This window comes from Staphylococcus sp. GDY8P196P, from assembly GCF_017891705.1.
Lineage (GTDB): Bacteria > Bacillota > Bacilli > Staphylococcales > Staphylococcaceae > Staphylococcus > Staphylococcus ureilyticus.
The window spans coordinates 247437-264082 of record NZ_JAESJS010000021.1 but is presented as its reverse complement, the minus strand read 5'-3'; the positions used below and the strand labels follow the sequence as shown (position 1 = coordinate 264082).

Here is a 16646-nt window from a genome sequence, read left to right as displayed (position 1 = left end):
TTGAATCGTTTGCTTATTTTGCACGTATTAATTATTTTTTGGCACGCTAAAATTTTTAGTATGTTTACGTTGCTGTCTTCTTTTCGCTTCATCTACTTTAATTTGTTTAGCTGTAATTAACAATAGTCCCATTGCAATACTTAAGCTAATCATTGATGACCCACCAAAGCTAATAAATGGTAACGGGACACCAGTTAAAGGTATCGAGCCTGAAATACCACCTAAATTGACAAATGTTTGACTACCTATATAACTCGCAACACCTACACAAACTAATTTATAAAAGTATGAGCTTGTTTTACTCGCAAGTTCAAATGCACGATATACAATAAAGAATAATAGGCAAATGACAATTAGCCCTCCAACAAGTCCAAGTTCCTCACAAATAATAGAGAAAATAAAGTCAGTATGTGGTTCCGGCAAATAACCTAATTTCATAATACTATTTCCTAAACCACGGCCTAACAATCCTCCATTACCAATTGCAATTAATGAATTAGAAATGTGGTAACCTGTGCCACCTTCATTACTAAATGGATCTGTAAGGGTACTGAATCTAGCCGTTAAATAATCTGGCACGAGCCCTATGAGTAAAAATAAGCCACCAATAAGTACAACACCTGTAAGAACAATTAAACCATATTTTAGCGATTTTTGAACGCCAATACCTGCATAAAATAAGATTGAGAAAAAAATTATTAAAATTAATAATGTTTGCCCTACATCGCGCTGTAAAAACACAAGGCCAATACAAATAGCAGATAAAATGATTGGTGAAGTCATTAATTTAGGATTTTTAAAAACTTTTGGCCTTTTCTTTTCAATCATATATGGAATATATAATATCAAAGCAATTTTCAACAGTTCTGAAGCTTGTAAATTCATAAAGCCTAAATTAATCCAACTTTTCGAACCATTAATATTACTTCCTACTAAAAGCGTTGCCATTAATAATAAGATAATCCCAAGCATCATCCATTTTTGAAACTTAATTGTTTCCAAAAACTTCACATTCATCACAAAAGCCATAATAAAAACAAGAATGATACTCATAATTACGTACATTAATTGCCTAGTGTAAAAATATGTTCCTGTCACAGGTACACCGCCTGTTAAAGAACCTTTAGTGGCTGCAACCATACTTGCACTATATACCATGACTAAGCCAATGAGACATAACAACAAATATGTAATTACTAACGGATAATCAATATATTTAGCATTCTTACTAATATATTGAAAAAAACTCTTTATGTTATTCATTCGACATATCATCCAATTCTATTTTATATATTCTTTACATATTAATCATTTTTAATAAAAGTTTCAGAAACGTTACGTTATTCTAAAAACCGAAATTGTTTTTTAAATTAATTGTATCTTTAACAGTATATCAAAAATTGTATTCATTTTTCGAACAAATATAATTTGTTGTTCAATCATTAATATACTAATACATCCATTGTTATCAAACAAAAAAAGTGGCTACGATACAATCAATATAATATTGACATCTTAGCCACTTCAAATATCTTATGTAGTTTTTTAACTACTTAATTTCACTTTATATCATTTTATTTAGTAAAAATAAATTTATACTTTTAAAATTACTGAATCCAATTAAACGTTTGTAAATGCCTCATGCAATTTAGACAATTCTTTTTCTAAACGAAGCATTAAATCTTTGCCCGCTTCTCTGTCTACCAAGCCTAGTTCAACAGCAAAATCAACTTCTTTTTGTAAACCAAACATTTGCGTATCAAGAACTTCTTCATACAATGGGCATTGAGGTAATGTAAGATTATCCATTTGAACTTTGATCAATTGAAGAATCCTGTCTGCATCTTTATTTAATTGGTCATATGCCGCACTGTTTAATTTTTGGCCCTTTACCATGACATACTCCCCCTATCAATTGTAACTTTATATGTAAAAGTTTATCTTACTGATACAGAAAAAGCAAGCGAATTCAGTAATATACTAAGGCTAGTTATTTATGATAATATTAGAAATAGTGATATATTTAGTTTAGTTACATATATAATTAATGAAACGAACTACACAAATCATTGTGCTATGAGCGTTCAAGCAATTAGACATTTTTATTTATATGAAGCATCTCATATGATATAAACTATTTAATTACGTCTAAATTCACAAAAATGTCAATTATTGTAACGGCTGAACTTTTTGTCGATTCGTTTTATTTAAAATTTTTATAATACATTAGGAGTGGGATTATGATTCAAATTAAGGGTGAAGTTAAATTTCCAATTACTTTAGATAGTACAACTTGGATATTTGATGATAGAAAAGTTAAATTAGAAGATTTAGAGAGTGGTGTTTTTGACGGCACTAAACCAATCAATTTCGATGACAATCGGGAATGGAATCGTGCAATTTTAGAAGGACAAACAAATCCTCCAACACTTAATTCAGAAATTAAATATAGAAAAAGAGCAGTTTTAGAAAATTCATTTGTAATTAATATGTCACCATTTTTCAAAAATGCTGAGCCTTATGATCATGCGAAAGCAATACGTTTATTTAATGATAATGACTCAATAGAAGTGCCAATAGATTTACTACCATATCTTTTCTTCCAATTCGCTCGTGATGGTAAAAGACTTTATGAAGATAACTTCGTAGATAGTTTTGTCTATATTCCAGAACAAGGTTATTCATATGAGTTCAAGTATGTTACTCACATCGAGGTGATTTAAATGATAAAAGTGCAATGTATTATCTGTGATACCGAAGTATTCATTGATCAAAATACATTAGAAGCTAAAAGATTAAGAAATGATCCAATGCACACTTTTATGTGCGACGAATGTAAAAGTCGTCTGGATACACCAAAACAACGTAATCAAGCAACAACCTTCGACCATCGATAATCTATTTGTACAGACTTACACATCTTTTAAACCAAAAAGCAAAATATAGCTTCATCATATTATCAATCATTAATAGCTTTGACCATCGTCATCGACTGTTAATATTTTATAAGTCAACTGGAACCTTAATCTTAAAATACGCCCTGTGAAAGTTTCTATCAATTTGAAACTTTTATAGGGTTTGTTTTATATCACCATTGCTTATCAATTAACTTTCTTGATGTGAAACAACACTGATCCTGTATACTCAAGCAACTCATGATATACTTTGAAGTTTTATCAGTAACTACTATTCTAGATTTCACTATTACTTATCAAAGATATTCGCTACAAAATCAAAATATTTACCTATCATGAATAAATACAATTAAATGATTTAATTTGATGTCATGTGTATAAAAGTTATAAGTTAATATAACACCTCTGCTTTACTAAAACGCCTAATTAATTAAAAATCGAACTAATTATATTACCAAATACAGATCATTTTTACTACTTAACAAGTGAATATCATAAAAAAAGCAACATCAATCTCTATATTATTCCAATAGAAATTGACATTGCCATGTTAATCAAAAGTATTTATTGCTCCAATACTATGATGATTTACTAATTACTCTTCTTCTTGCATTAATTGTTTGATTCGTTTTGCTTCTTTTTCACGCGCTGCTTTTTCTAAAATTGTTTTTCTAATGCGAATCGTTTCAGGCGTTACCTCTACTAATTCATCATCATTGATAAATTGTAATGCTTCTTCTAAAGTTAATTTTCTTGGGCGTTTCATTGTAACTGTTTGATCTTTTGTAGCTGAACGTACGTTAGTTTGGTGTTTTTCTTTCGTAATATTTACTGTTAAGTCATTTTCACGATTGTGTTCACCGACAATCATACCTTCATATACTTCAGTACCTGGTTCCATAAAGTTCGTACCACGATCTTCTAATCCCATAATCGCATATGAACTTGCTTGACCTTTGTCCATAGACACAAGCGCACCATTTCTTCTACCGCCTATACGGCCTTTAACACGAGGTTTGAATTCTTCAAAAGTATGGTTAATAATACCGTAGCCACGTGTCTGTGACATAAACTCAGTAGTATAACCGATTAAACCACGTGCTGGAACCATAAATATCAGACGAGTTAAACCATTATCAGTAGTCACCATATCTAGCATTTCACCTTTACGTTGACCTAATGATTCTATGACAGCACCTGTATATTCTTGTGGTACTTCACATTGTACACGTTCGAATGGTTCACATTTAACGCCATCAATTTCTCTTAAGATAACTTGTGGTTTTGAAACTTGTAATTCATAACCTTCACGTCTCATATTTTCAATTAAAATAGATAAATGTAGTTCACCACGTCCTGCAACTATCCATTTATCTGGAGATTCTGTTTGAGTTACTTTTAATGATACATCTGTTTCTAATTGTTCATCTAAACGCTCTTGAATTTGACGAGACGTTACGAAGTCACCTTCACGTCCAGCAAACGGTGAGTTATTAACTCTAAATGTCATTTCCAATGTAGGTTCATCTATTCTAAGAACCGGTAAAGGCTCTTGATGATCATTAGGTGTTACAGTTTCACCTACGTTAATGTCTTCCATACCTGAAACAGCAATTAAATCGCCTGCATAAGCTTCTTCAATTTCTTCACGTTTTAATCCGAAATAACCGAAAATTTTAGTTACTCTGAAATTCTTTACAGAGCCATCTAATTTTAATAAAGATACACTATCACCAACACGCATCGTTCCTCTAAATACACGTCCTACACCAATACGTCCAACATAATCGTTATAATCCAACAATGCTATTTGGAATTGTAACGGTTCTTCTCTATTATCAATTGGCGCTGGCACATAATCAATAATTGTTTCGTAAAGTGATTGCATGTTTTCATCCTGTTTTTCAGAATCTAAACTTGCAGTACCATTAACAGCTGATGCATAAACAACAGGGAAATCCAATTGTTCATCATTAGCTTCTAATTCAATAAATAAATCTAAAACTTCGTCTACTACACCTTCAGGTCTAGCTTCAGGTTTATCAATTTTATTTACTACTACTACAGGTTTTAAATTTTGTTCAAGTGCTTTTTTTAATACGAAACGTGTTTGTGGCATTGTACCTTCATAAGCATCTACAACTAAGATTACACCATCAACCATTTTCATAATACGTTCAACTTCGCCACCGAAATCGGCGTGTCCAGGTGTATCTAAAATGTTGATTCTGTTATCTTTATAATTAATTGCCGTATTTTTAGCAAGAATTGTTATGCCTCGTTCTCTTTCTATGTCGTTAGAATCCATTGCTCTCTCATCAACATGCTCATTTTCACGGAAAATTCCTGATTGTTTTAATAATTCATCTACTAATGTTGTTTTACCATGGTCAACGTGAGCGATGATTGCGATATTACGAACATCTTCTCTTATTTTAGTCATTTTATATAATTTCCTTTCTCGAGTAAATTCCCACTTTTCTTTGCAACTTTTTTATTATATCATATAATTGGTTAAAGAAAACTATAAAGGTGTGGTTGGGATGCAACAAAAAAAATCTAAATCAATATTCTGGGTACTCGCTATCATAGCTGTTATATTTTTGCTTTTGTTTAGCTTTAGTATCGCTGCTACAAATGTTCCAATGATGATTTTAACATTTATACTATTCATTGCAACATTTGGGTGCGGTTTCACTTTAAAAAAGAAATATCGTGAGAATAATTGGTTATAATTATAAAATAAATGAGGACAGAAAATCATTAAAAAATGTATTTTCTGTCCTTTTTTATATGTTAATTTTATTTAAAAATGCTTTAAAGTTTGTATTTAACACGCTACTAATTAAGCCATCATTGACTTTCTGTATCACATCACTTACTTTAAAAGTTAAAATTTGATTAGTTATATGATTCAAAACAATCATCTTAATGTTTTAATCGTTTTTGTAATGCTTCTATCATTTCATTATTTTTTTGAAAATGAAATTCTAATAGTTCTGCATGTAATTGAGGATTTGCCATTACTATGGAACTCGGTTCATATATGGACAAGGCATTTCCCATTAAATCTGTGCCTATGCCACCTACTTCTTGCAAAATAATTAAACCACCAGCAAAATCCCAAGGTTGTAATCTAGGTGTAATGTAGCCTCCTAATTTACCCGTAGCTACATGAATAATTTCTAAGGCAGCCGAGCCATAAGCCCTTGCACTTCTAGCTTCATCCACAATTGGTTTGAACACTTCACCTAACTTTGGCTTTGTAAGCCAATTTGGATTAATACCAATTATACTTGTTTTTAAAGGACTCGATTGAATAGTAGATAACGAATTCCCATTTTCAAATGCACCATCTCCAACTTTCGCATGGTAAAGTTTATCATTTATGACATCGTATACAAATCCTGCATATGGTTTGCCGTCATTAAATATGCCTATAGAAATTGCAAAATTTTCTTTTTGATGTACAAAATTCAACGTCCCATCGATTGGGTCAACAACCCATACAATACCTGATTCATCTTTAAGGTCATGTCCATGTCCCTCTTCACCAATCACTAAATGTTCTGGATAAGTCTGCTTAATATTGTCAAAAATATACTTTTCAGTCGCTTTATCAACATTCGTCACTAAATCATTGGGATTTGACTTAGTTTCTATTTCTATACCTTGATTCATGATTTTTTTTACATTGATGCCCGCTTCTAAAATAAGGCCTTTTGCAAACTCATAAACAGTCATTGTATCCCTCTCCTTTTTCACGACTCACTTTTCATTAATATTTAATAAGATAAAGTTCTATATAATTAAAATAGTCAATTGTATGTAATATCATATTAGTTAATAATACTATGTTTTTACCCTGATTCATAGGTTTATACACGTTTCTGTGCAATGTAATATCGTTCAAAGAAAAATGCAATGGCAATGTTTATAGCGTAATATTGTGCTAAAATAAAAATAATAATTACATACTAGGAGGTTAAAATGTCTAAATATACATTTAAAGCAAACGATTTTAAAGCATTTACTGTTGATGGCTTAGATAACAGAATGGTAGCTTTGAATAAACATGTTCGACCACAATTACATGAATTAGGAGAATATTTTTCCCAATATTTAGAGGCAACAACAGGAGAAGTATTTTATCCTCACGTTGCTAAACATGCAAGACGAAGTGTAAATCCGCCTAAGGATACATGGGTTGCATTTGCAACTAACAATCGCGGTTATAAAATGTTGCCTCATTTTCAAATAGGTCTTTTTGAAAACCAATTATTTGTCATGTATGGTGTTATGCACGAAGCAAAAGATAAAGCGCAGCGTGTGAAGGTTTTTGAAGAACAATTTCAAACCCTTAAAAACTTACCATCCGATTATAGTTTAAGCTTGGACCACATGTCTCAAGAAAAAACTTACATCGCAAACATGTCAGACGATGATATACAAAGTGCAATTGATCGTGTTAAAAAAGTGAAAAAAGGTGAATTATTTGTTGCACGCACACTTGCCCCAAATGCGAATGAATTAAAAACAGATAAAGCTTTCTTAAACTTTTTAGAAGAGACTTTCGCACAGTTATTAAAATTTTATAAATAATGTTTAACTCCGATTCTATAAAGCAACCAAGGTATAAATAGCTTAGACCTTATAAAAAGAGTGGGACAGAAATTTATTATTATTAAAAAAATTCGTCGTCCCACTCCAGTCATGTTGATTAGAATTAAAAAAAGAATAATATGAAAGAGTTTAGGTCATCGTTGAGTCGACCTAGACTCTTTTTTATGTTAATAAATGTACTTTAACGTATTTCGTTAACTAACTTTAAATTAACGGACAGAAGCAAAAAAATATATTTATTTAATTTCTATGTCTGTATCCTTATTAAATCCAAAAATTATACTCATAACTAAACTGCTAACATAGACAATACTTTGTTAGCAGTTAGTGTATATTTTCAATTTCTTATAAATCTTTTAATGGTACGAATCGTTCACATAATTTAATAAATATATGGATCCTCATCTTTTTTCTTTTTTAATTCTTGCTCTGGATTCATGTCACTTTTTTGTCGTGGATCATTATTCTTTCCATTTTCACTATTATCATTTGACTTCATTTGATATTGTGATTGAATTTTGTCTTTTTTTACTAACAGCATAATACCAGCAATTATCCAAAGTATTAATGCGATAAAATTACCAGTAAAAATACTAATTAAAGCCGCTGCAATTAAAAGACACCCAGCTAAAATTCTGTTTCCTTTAATTGTAAAAACACCACAGAATCCTAGAATCGTCGCGAATAATAAAAATCCACCTTGCATTAATATCGACGCTTTAAGTGCATCTGCTGATATAGACATACCTTGCTGTTCATATATTTGATTTAATGCTTCCTTGGATTCGGGAAAATTCAATAAAATTAACCCCAAAATCATGAGTATTAAAAATAATAAACTAAGACCGTTTGCAATCCAAGCAAGGATTTTTTCTGCTTTCCGATTCATCATTTTTTCCTCCTATTCTTTCATTATCACTATCATAGCAAATTTAACAATATTACAAAATTACAAAGTATTATTTTCTATATTTCAAAATATTAATTTACTAATAAAAAATTAAAAGCAGTAAAATTTTAACCTAACAATTTTTCTTTGTTAGGTTGACCTAATAATTTTTTTGGAGTAATCTATAAAAAGTTAGTTAGAAGTATAGGAGGTATCACTATTGACTAATAATATAAAAATGCATAATAAAAGTTTAGAAGAAATCAACAATACGGTTTCTATTAATACCAATGGTAAATTTAGTCAAAAGTTATTATCTTATTTAGGTCCAGGATTATTAGTAGCAGTTGGTTACATGGATCCAGGTAACTGGATTACTTCAATGCAAGGTGGTGCACAATTTGGATACATTTTGCTATTCGTCATTTTACTCTCTAGCTTATCAGCAATGTTACTACAAAGTATGACGGTAAGATTAGGAATAGCTACAGGTATGGATTTAGCACAAGCTACAAAATATTACTTAAATAAACCATTATCTTTTGTGTTTTGGATTATTGCTGAATTAGCAATTATTGCAACCGATATCGCAGAAGTAATCGGAAGTGCGATAGCATTAGATTTATTGTTTGGCATTCCATTACTTGTTGGTGCGCTTATCACCGTATTAGATGTATTTTTATTACTCTTTATTATGCGATTTGGTTTCCGAAAGATAGAAGCAATCGTAGGTACGTTAATTTTCACTGTACTTGTGATCTTTATATTTGAAGTGTTTATCGCTTCACCACATGTCAATGAGGTTTTAAGTGGTTTTGTACCAAGCAAAGAAATCATAACGAATAATAGCGCGTTGTTTATTGCACTTGGGATTATTGGTGCTACAATTATGCCACACAACTTATACCTACACTCTTCTATTGTGCAGTCAAGAATGTATGATAGAAATAGTCTAAAATCAAAAGCACATGCAATCAAATATGCTACAATGGATTCTAATATTCAACTTTCGATCGCATTTATTATTAATTGCTTATTACTTGTTTTAGGTGCAGCCTTATTTTATGGTGTTAATACTGATCAATTAGGTGGTTTCTACGATCTATATCATGCTTTACAAAACCAGCCTATATTAGGAGCTTCTATGGGGGCAATTATGAGTACCTTATTTGCAATTGCTTTATTAGCATCAGGCCAAAATTCTACAATTACTGGTACGATGGCTGGACAAATTGTAATGGAAGGTTTTTTACACCTCAAAATTCCAAATTGGTTACGTAGACTTGTTACACGTCTCCTTGCAATTTTACCAATTATATTCTGTATCATTATTTTTAAAAGTGATGAAGCTAAAATTGAACAATTACTAGTATTTTCACAAGTATTTTTAAGTTTAGCTTTACCATTCTCATTAATACCTTTACAATTGGCAACAAACAATCGTTATTTAATGGGACAATTTAAAAACAGAACTTGGGTTAATACGATATCGTGGTTATTAATCATTATTTTAAGCTTATTAAATGTATATTTAATATTAGAAACATTTAAAGAACTTATGTAAACATATTACTTAAATATATACAGACTAATAAAACAGCAATTTCTTTATTGAAGTTGCTGTTTTGTTTATTTTTAAATCTAATACCTTTGTTTAATGACGATTTCTGTATGTTTTCATTATTATAGTGATTTTGTGAACGGTCAAAATTGTCAAATATTCATATAAAAAAAAGCAAATCCATTTTGGATAAGTAGTTCAGTTTTGGAGTACAAAAAGTGAAAATGTAAACCTAAATGAGTATCAAATTGCAACTGAATTTGATACTCGTTTTTTATTGTTAAATCAACGTTTGTTGTTAATTTACACCACAAAATGTAAGTTAAAATGTATATAAAAATGCGAACGTGAAATAATTATTGTAGGAATGCAAATTGGTGTGTTAAAATGGTTACAATTTACTAAGCAAAAAGGGGTGCATTTTCCTATGCAATTTCTTGAGCCAAAAAATAAGAACGCTAAGTCTGTGGATTGGGAAATATCAGAGCAAGTAAGGGTGATAGTTAAGCAATACGCTGAATATGCAGAGCGTACTGAAAGCGAAGCAGTGGATGAATTCTTATTGAACATTTTAGACGATAAGAAGTTTATTGAATGGATTGCCAACAAGCGAAGTAATAAGCGGATTGTTGAAAAAATGGGTATCAAAGATAGAGTGGGTTGATAGACAATGACCAAGCTTAAAAGATTAGCCACGAAGGAAGATGAAATTGTAGATGTTAAAATTCCGATTTCAAACGAAGAATTAAAAGATAGGGCTAAACAATATGATTTATTAACTCCAAAACGATTTGCAACAAGGTATAACAAAATGTTGTTCTTGCCAACGTCTTTTAAATGGAACGGTTCTGAATATCCCATTCAATATAATTACTGCATCAATCCGTTTTGTTGTAATTTTGGGAAAGAACAGCACAAATTCAAAGATGTAAAAGGGAAACCAAGTCGATATAAAATGACTGGTAGTTCCAAAGATAAAGGTCATAAAGGTATGTACTGCAATGACAATCCTATTGGCAGAGGTGTATCGCAAAACTGTACAGTAACCCCTTTATCTAATTGGTCTGTTGTTGAAGAAATTAAACGCCTTATAGAAATCAATAGCATCCAAGATGTTGAGCCAGATTATCAATTTCATAAAGAAGGCTGCTCGGAAGAAGAATCAACCCCATTCAATGAGCCGAAGCAATTTTACAAAAGGGGGAAAAGTAGGGGCAAATCTCAACGCTATCAATGTAAGGCGTGTAAGAAGTTCACTAATGTTCTACCAAAAAGAGAAGAAACCACTACTTATCACCAACAAAAGAACACCATTCTTCCAATGTTCGCTAAGATGGTTGTTGGAAGGGTTTCAGTCAGTCGTACTTGTGATATTTTAGGAATTGGAGTTGGAACCTACTATCATAAGCTGGAGTGGCTGTATAGGCGTTGTTTGGAGTTTTTAGAACGATATGAGACACAACCCCTTCAAACAAAGAAATTTAACGAGATGTGGCTTAATACGGACAAGATGCACTACTACCTAAATAACGTCCGTAAGAAAGGACAAGGTTCAAAGAAATATACGGGGTTTGAAGACCTTAATATGCAAACGTATATAGTTGTATCTGCTGAGGTCTTATCAAGATATGTGTTCCGTTCTGATGTTGCCTATGATTGGAATATTTCAATGGATGAATTAAATGAAGATACAAGAAAATTCAAAGAAGACCATCTCAATACTTTTAGTCGTAAAAATGATAGGTTAGATTGGTCTTATTATCCACAAGAACCATCCGCTAACGATAGCGAAAATAGGAATGCTTATCTTCACGAATTAGGGAAAATTACTAATAGGAGTAGATTTGTCGATGGTTTAAATGTTGATGCTCCTTATACTACAACTGCTCACTATTGGTTAATTAAACAAATGGTTAATGCCGACGAATGGCGAATGATTAGTGATGATGACTTCTCTATTAGAAACGCCTTTTATAGAGTATTCACGAAAGAATTAAGGTTGAGCGATGCACATCATTTTATTTGCCAAGTTAACAAGACGAAAAGCAGAAAACAATGCTTAAAAGAATTCGGACAAGCAAAAGCAGAACTGCTCGATTGGGGAGATATCAGAGGATTCAAAACAAAGTTTCTACGGACTTTGGCATCTCATTATCTAACTGAATTACTAACAAGTCATCAATTCCACGAAGAGGCTATTAGTAAAGATGGAGAAAGATATCGCAAATATGCCGATAACCCTATCAAACATCCATTAGCCACTAAGGATAAAGGATTTTATTCAGTTGATTGTAGAACGGATTTATCTGCTCTGGAACCAAACGAAATCGCAAAGATGCTATTAAATGTTAATGACCATTCGACCAATAGCTTTATTCAACAGATAAGACGTTATATATCATCTCTTGAAAGACCATTAACAACAGCTCGTGGTGATAAGAAGAGCTATATTTACGCTAACTTCAATCCGAAGTATGCTCAATTTGCGATTACAATTCTAAGAACTTACTACAACTTTTGTCGCCCTTTTAAATCAGCGGATAAAAAGGTTTTGACACCTGCTCAAAGATTAGGGATTACAGATAAACAATTTGATTGGAAAGATATAATTTATTTCAAATGACAAAAAGAGCTTGGAGTAATCCCAAGCTCTTGTGCTTTATCTTTACTGTTCTTCTTCAATTAACGCACCCGTTAACTCAATAAGTTTTTTCTTTCATATACATGAAAATAGTAGTTATACGGATTTTTATCATTCTTTATCCCTTTTTGGGCAAATACCTCATTCCATTCCTCATAATTCACTTCTGGAAAAAAAGTATCTCCTTCGAATTCATGATGTATTTTTGTGATGTACATTTTCTCAACATAAGGGAAAAACAAATTATAAATCTGTTCTCCTCCGAAAATAAAAATTTCTTCTTCGTTTTTACATAACTCAAAAACATCTTCTATTGAATGAACAATTTCACAACCATTAAAGGTAAACCCCTTATCTCTCGTCAGAATAATATTTCTTCTGTCAGGTAAGGCTCTTCCGATTGATTCAAGGTTCTTCCTACCTAATATTATCGGATGTCCCTTTGTAGTATTTTTAACATATTCCCAGTCCTTGGGAATCCTCCAAGGAATGTCATTCTCTTTGCCAATCACTCTATTCTTATCCATCGCAGCAATCAAAGAAACTTTCATTTATAACACAGCCTTTTTAACTAATTTACCATCTAATTTCTTATTTCTATCAAAAAACCTTTTCTCATTATCCTGCCCGTTAGTTGAATAAGCAATTTTTTCTATAAGTTATATTATCATAATACCACAAAATCACAAATTTTCATTCAATTATCATTTTCAATTGCATTTTATAAATCATTTTGTATGTAATTTGGTATGTAAGTTAAAATGAAAAAAGTAGTCCATTTTGAAGTACATTTTGTCATTTTGTACTCCAAAACTGAACTACTTACATTTTGGATTTGCTCTTTTTTATGCATAGCATAATAAAATACATGCTTTATTTTTCTTTATCTGTATCTGCTGCTTCGCTTTGCATATTCTTACTTGATTGGTTTTGTTCTTCATCACTCTCTGATGACTCTGCAGATTGACTTGTGATTTTCTTTCGTTCTTCAAAATTCATTCTTCGTTGATTAACTGCACTGGGTTGTTGCTTACGTCTTTCTTTTTCACGCTGTTTACGTGCTTTCTTTTCTTGCTTGATCCGAGCTTTTTCTTCTACTTTTTCTTGTTTCAATCTGGCAGCTTCCTCAGCCTTTTCTTGCTTGATTCGCTGTTGTTCTTCATATGCTTCTTGTTGAAGTTGTTGTTCTTTTTCAAATGCTTCTTGTCTACGTCTAGCTTCTTCTTCAGAGGCTTGGCTATCAAAGTTTTGATCTGCTAGGTCATTTTGAAGATTGTCATCATTATCATTTGACTGCTGTTTTGATTTATAATTGTATTTGGCTTGTCGAGATAGTATTTGAGGTTCTTCCTCTTTTGAATTGATATCCGAATTTACTTTATTAGCAACTTCGGAACTATACCCACCTCTTCTTAATTGTTGTTCTTGATTTGATGGTTGTTCTACGTCAGAAGTATCTTGTTGTGCTTTATATTGTGGGTTTGGTTCTGGTCTTGGTTCTGTCCTTGGTTCAGGGTTTGGTTCTGCTTTTCTTTCTTGTCCATAGTCATTATAACCACCTTGATAACCACCAGAATAATATGCTGGTATCATTTCTACTTTATCTTTGCGTGCAAACATCATAATTGCCACTATTAAAAATAGAATCGGTATAATGAGTGGTACAAATAACAGAACTAAAGGTAAAGTTACGATTGTAGCTATTAAAAATAAAAAACCAGATAATATTCTAATATTCATTGATATTAAAGCTAAAAACGATATTAATAAACAAACAATAAAATATACGATAACTGCCCATATACCATTTTGTAACCAAATAACGAATTGAATCGTATTTAATCCATTATTCGCCAGTATTTGCTGAATAAAATCATTACCATTTAACGACGTTTCTAAATTTTGAATAGAACTTTCACTACTAAAAGAAACTAGTGCAATAAACATTGTGATGATTGTTAATAATAGTAAGAATATCCAGCTCAACCAACCCAATACCTTTTCTGCTAGTCGACTCACTGGACGCCTAACTTGAGTATATTGTTCTCCTGACATTTCTATACAACTCCTTATACTACTTATCAAACTATTATATCGAATAAACGATAAAATAACTACTATACTACGCTTTAATTTAACGACATTTTAAAATTTAAAAAGCGTTCATTATATTCACTTAATGTATCCTTACCTAAATCTTTATAGACTTCTAATCTTGCTTGTGTACGTTTTGAAGGATAAAATCGTTCATCGTCTTTGATATTTTTTGGTAATTGTGCTCTTGCAGTCTTATTAGGTGTTGCATAAGCTACCCATTCCGTATTTTGTTTACTATTCTGTGCATCTAACATAAAGTTGATAAACTTGTGTGCACCTGCTTTATTTTGAGCAGTCTTGGGAATAACCATGTTATCAAACCACAAGTTTGACCCTTCTTTAGGTACCACGTAATCAAAGTCGCTATTATTTTGCACAATTGGCGCTGCTATACCGCTCCACACAACCGCGATATTTGCTTCATGTTGTTCAAGCATCATAGTTATTTCATCACCAACGACACCTTTAATATTAGGACTTATTTGTTTCAAATCATGTTCAACTTCTGCTAAGTGTTGTGTTTTTTTATCATTTAAACTGTAGCCTAATTTGTTTAAACCTAAACCTATAACTTCTCTTGCACCATCCACTAATAAAATATCATTTTCATATTTTGGGTTATATAAACTTTCCCACGAATTAAAGTTATCTTTTGGATACACATTTTTATTATATAAAATACCAACTGTACCAAAAAAGTATGGTACTGAATAACGATTATCTCTATCAAATGACATGTTCATATAATCTTTATCTAAATTTTTTATATTTGGTATTTTCTCATGATTTAAAGGTAATAACAAACCTTCTTTTTTCATTTTTTCTATCGTATATTCACTTGGAAAAGCAACATCATAATTTGTTCCACCATTGCGTATTTTGGCTTCCATAGCCTCATTAGAATCAAACGTCTCGTACACAACTTCAATACCAGTTTCCTTTTGGAATTTTTTTACTAAACTTGGATCAATATATTCTCCCCAATTATACACATATATTTTTTCACCTGAAGCAGAGTGCTCTTTTTCAGTGAGTTTTTGACTTATCCATAGACATAGTAATCCAACAAAAATTGAGAGCAAGATTAATTGTAAAAATCGTTTCATTGTTGAGTCACCTGCTTCAATGCTTTATTTCGTTTGATAATTTTTTGTATCAAATAATATCCAAGAATACCTATGATTATTGTTATAAAAAGTATAGTCGATATCGCATTAATTTCCATACTTATACCTTTTCTAGCCATAGCATAAACTTCTACTGATAATACACTAAATCCGTTTCCCGTAACGAAAAAACTAACTGTAAAATCATCTAATGAATAAGTTAATGCCATAAAAAAACCGCCAAGAATTGCTGGGAATAAATGTGGTAACATCACTTTGTTTAACACTTGTAACTCAGTGGCACCTAAATCTCTAGCAGCATCTAACGTATGTGCATTCATTTCATATAATTTAGGCAACACAATTATCACTACAATTGGAATGCAAAATGCAATATGTGAAATGAGCACAGTGATAAAACCAAGACCTAACCCTGTAAAGTGACCAATTGCCGTAAACATAATCAAAAATGATGCACCAATAACAACATCGGAAGAAACCATTAGCACATTATTTAAAGTTAGTAATGAAATTTTTAATTTCTTATTCCTTAAATGATATAAAGCAATGGCTCCCATTGTTCCGACGACCGTTGCAATTGCAGCAGCTAATAATGCCACTGCAATCGTATTAAAAATAACCGATAACAATCTGTCATTGTTAAATAAAGATAGATAGTGCGCTAATGTAAAATGCTCAAAATGAATCATATTACCTGCTGAATTAAATGAATAAAACATTAAAAACAGTATAGGGATGTACAATACTGCAATTAATATACCGATATATAGTTTGCCATACCATTTCATATGAT

General features: G+C 31.4%; 16 protein-coding genes. 7 read left to right on the top strand and 9 right to left on the bottom strand.

Annotated elements, in window-relative coordinates; genetic code table 11:
• Positions 1-27: 27 nt before the first annotated feature.
• Positions 28-1263, bottom strand: a complete 1236-nt coding sequence (gene ftsW / locus KA814_RS12855) for a cell division peptidoglycan polymerase FtsW (RefSeq protein WP_064209095.1) — start codon at positions 1261-1263, stop codon at positions 28-30.
• Between the two features lie 357 nt (positions 1264-1620).
• Complete coding sequence (locus tag KA814_RS12850) at positions 1621-1896, bottom strand: Fpa/YlaN family protein (RefSeq protein ID WP_019469266.1); 276 nt, start codon at positions 1894-1896, stop codon at positions 1621-1623.
• 344 nt (positions 1897-2240) lie between these two features.
• On the opposite strand from KA814_RS12850, the gene KA814_RS12845 reads away from it, so the two are divergent.
• On the top strand, positions 2241-2723 hold the full coding sequence (locus tag KA814_RS12845; RefSeq protein WP_046207858.1) for a hypothetical protein: 483 nt from the start codon (positions 2241-2243) through the stop codon (positions 2721-2723).
• Positions 2724-2897: a DUF2197 domain-containing protein gene (locus KA814_RS12840; protein ID WP_073342466.1), complete on the top strand. Its 174-nt coding sequence runs from the start codon at positions 2724-2726 to the stop codon at positions 2895-2897. It abuts the gene before it with no gap.
• 613 nt (positions 2898-3510) lie between these two features.
• On the opposite strand, the gene typA is transcribed toward KA814_RS12840, so the two are convergent.
• On the bottom strand, positions 3511-5358 hold the full coding sequence (gene typA / locus KA814_RS12835) for a translational GTPase TypA (RefSeq protein ID WP_046207859.1): 1848 nt from the start codon (positions 5356-5358) through the stop codon (positions 3511-3513).
• Between the two features lie 100 nt (positions 5359-5458).
• Between typA and KA814_RS12830 the strand changes: the two genes are divergently transcribed.
• Positions 5459-5650: a DUF5325 family protein gene (locus tag KA814_RS12830; RefSeq protein ID WP_046207860.1), complete on the top strand. Its 192-nt coding sequence runs from the start codon at positions 5459-5461 to the stop codon at positions 5648-5650.
• Between the two features lie 193 nt (positions 5651-5843).
• Here the strand turns inward: KA814_RS12830 and KA814_RS12825 are convergent, their stop codons facing one another.
• The gene (locus KA814_RS12825; RefSeq protein WP_064209096.1) at positions 5844-6659 is read right to left on the bottom strand and encodes an inositol monophosphatase family protein; all 816 of its coding nucleotides are present in this window, start codon (positions 6657-6659) and stop codon (positions 5844-5846) included.
• 246 nt (positions 6660-6905) lie between these two features.
• Between KA814_RS12825 and KA814_RS12820 the strand changes: the two genes are divergently transcribed.
• Entirely contained in the window at positions 6906-7517 is a 612-nt protein-coding gene (locus KA814_RS12820; protein ID WP_064209097.1) for a YktB family protein, read from the top strand.
• A 403-nt stretch (positions 7518-7920) separates the two neighbouring features.
• On the opposite strand, the gene KA814_RS12815 is transcribed toward KA814_RS12820, so the two are convergent.
• Positions 7921-8427: a DUF4064 domain-containing protein gene (locus tag KA814_RS12815; protein ID WP_046207863.1), complete on the bottom strand. Its 507-nt coding sequence runs from the start codon at positions 8425-8427 to the stop codon at positions 7921-7923.
• Between the two features lie 238 nt (positions 8428-8665).
• Here KA814_RS12815 and KA814_RS12810 point away from each other — a divergent pair, with 238 nt between their 5' ends.
• The 3 genes from KA814_RS12810 to KA814_RS12800 all read left to right on the top strand — a co-directional run bounded on the left by KA814_RS12810 (position 8666) and on the right by KA814_RS12800 (position 12611).
• A complete protein-coding gene (locus KA814_RS12810) occupies positions 8666-9991 on the top strand; it encodes an Nramp family divalent metal transporter (protein ID WP_064209130.1) in 1326 nt (441 codons plus the stop codon).
• Positions 9992-10415: 424 nt separating this feature from the next.
• The gene (locus KA814_RS12805) at positions 10416-10652 is read left to right on the top strand and encodes a hypothetical protein (protein WP_001159903.1); all 237 of its coding nucleotides are present in this window, start codon (positions 10416-10418) and stop codon (positions 10650-10652) included.
• A gap of 6 nt (positions 10653-10658) precedes the next feature.
• Complete coding sequence (locus KA814_RS12800) at positions 10659-12611, top strand: hypothetical protein (protein ID WP_000163792.1); 1953 nt, start codon at positions 10659-10661, stop codon at positions 12609-12611.
• A gap of 71 nt (positions 12612-12682) precedes the next feature.
• On the opposite strand, the gene dfrG is transcribed toward KA814_RS12800, so the two are convergent.
• The 4 genes from dfrG to KA814_RS12780 all read right to left on the bottom strand — a co-directional run bounded on the left by dfrG (position 12683) and on the right by KA814_RS12780 (position 16641).
• Positions 12683-13180, bottom strand: a complete 498-nt coding sequence (gene dfrG / locus KA814_RS12795; protein WP_000868795.1) for a trimethoprim-resistant dihydrofolate reductase DfrG — start codon at positions 13178-13180, stop codon at positions 12683-12685.
• Positions 13181-13502: 322 nt separating this feature from the next.
• Positions 13503-14684, bottom strand: coding sequence for a lipoteichoic acid stability factor AuxB (auxB, locus tag KA814_RS12790; RefSeq protein ID WP_210122770.1), 1182 nt, complete (start codon positions 14682-14684; stop codon positions 13503-13505).
• A gap of 74 nt (positions 14685-14758) precedes the next feature.
• Positions 14759-15832, bottom strand: coding sequence for an ABC transporter substrate-binding protein (locus KA814_RS12785; protein WP_064209099.1), 1074 nt, complete (start codon positions 15830-15832; stop codon positions 14759-14761).
• Positions 15829-16641, bottom strand: a complete 813-nt coding sequence (locus KA814_RS12780; RefSeq protein ID WP_046207866.1) for an ABC transporter permease — start codon at positions 16639-16641, stop codon at positions 15829-15831. The genes KA814_RS12785 and KA814_RS12780 overlap by 4 nt, the downstream gene beginning before the upstream one ends.
• Positions 16642-16646: the final 5 nt, after the last annotated feature.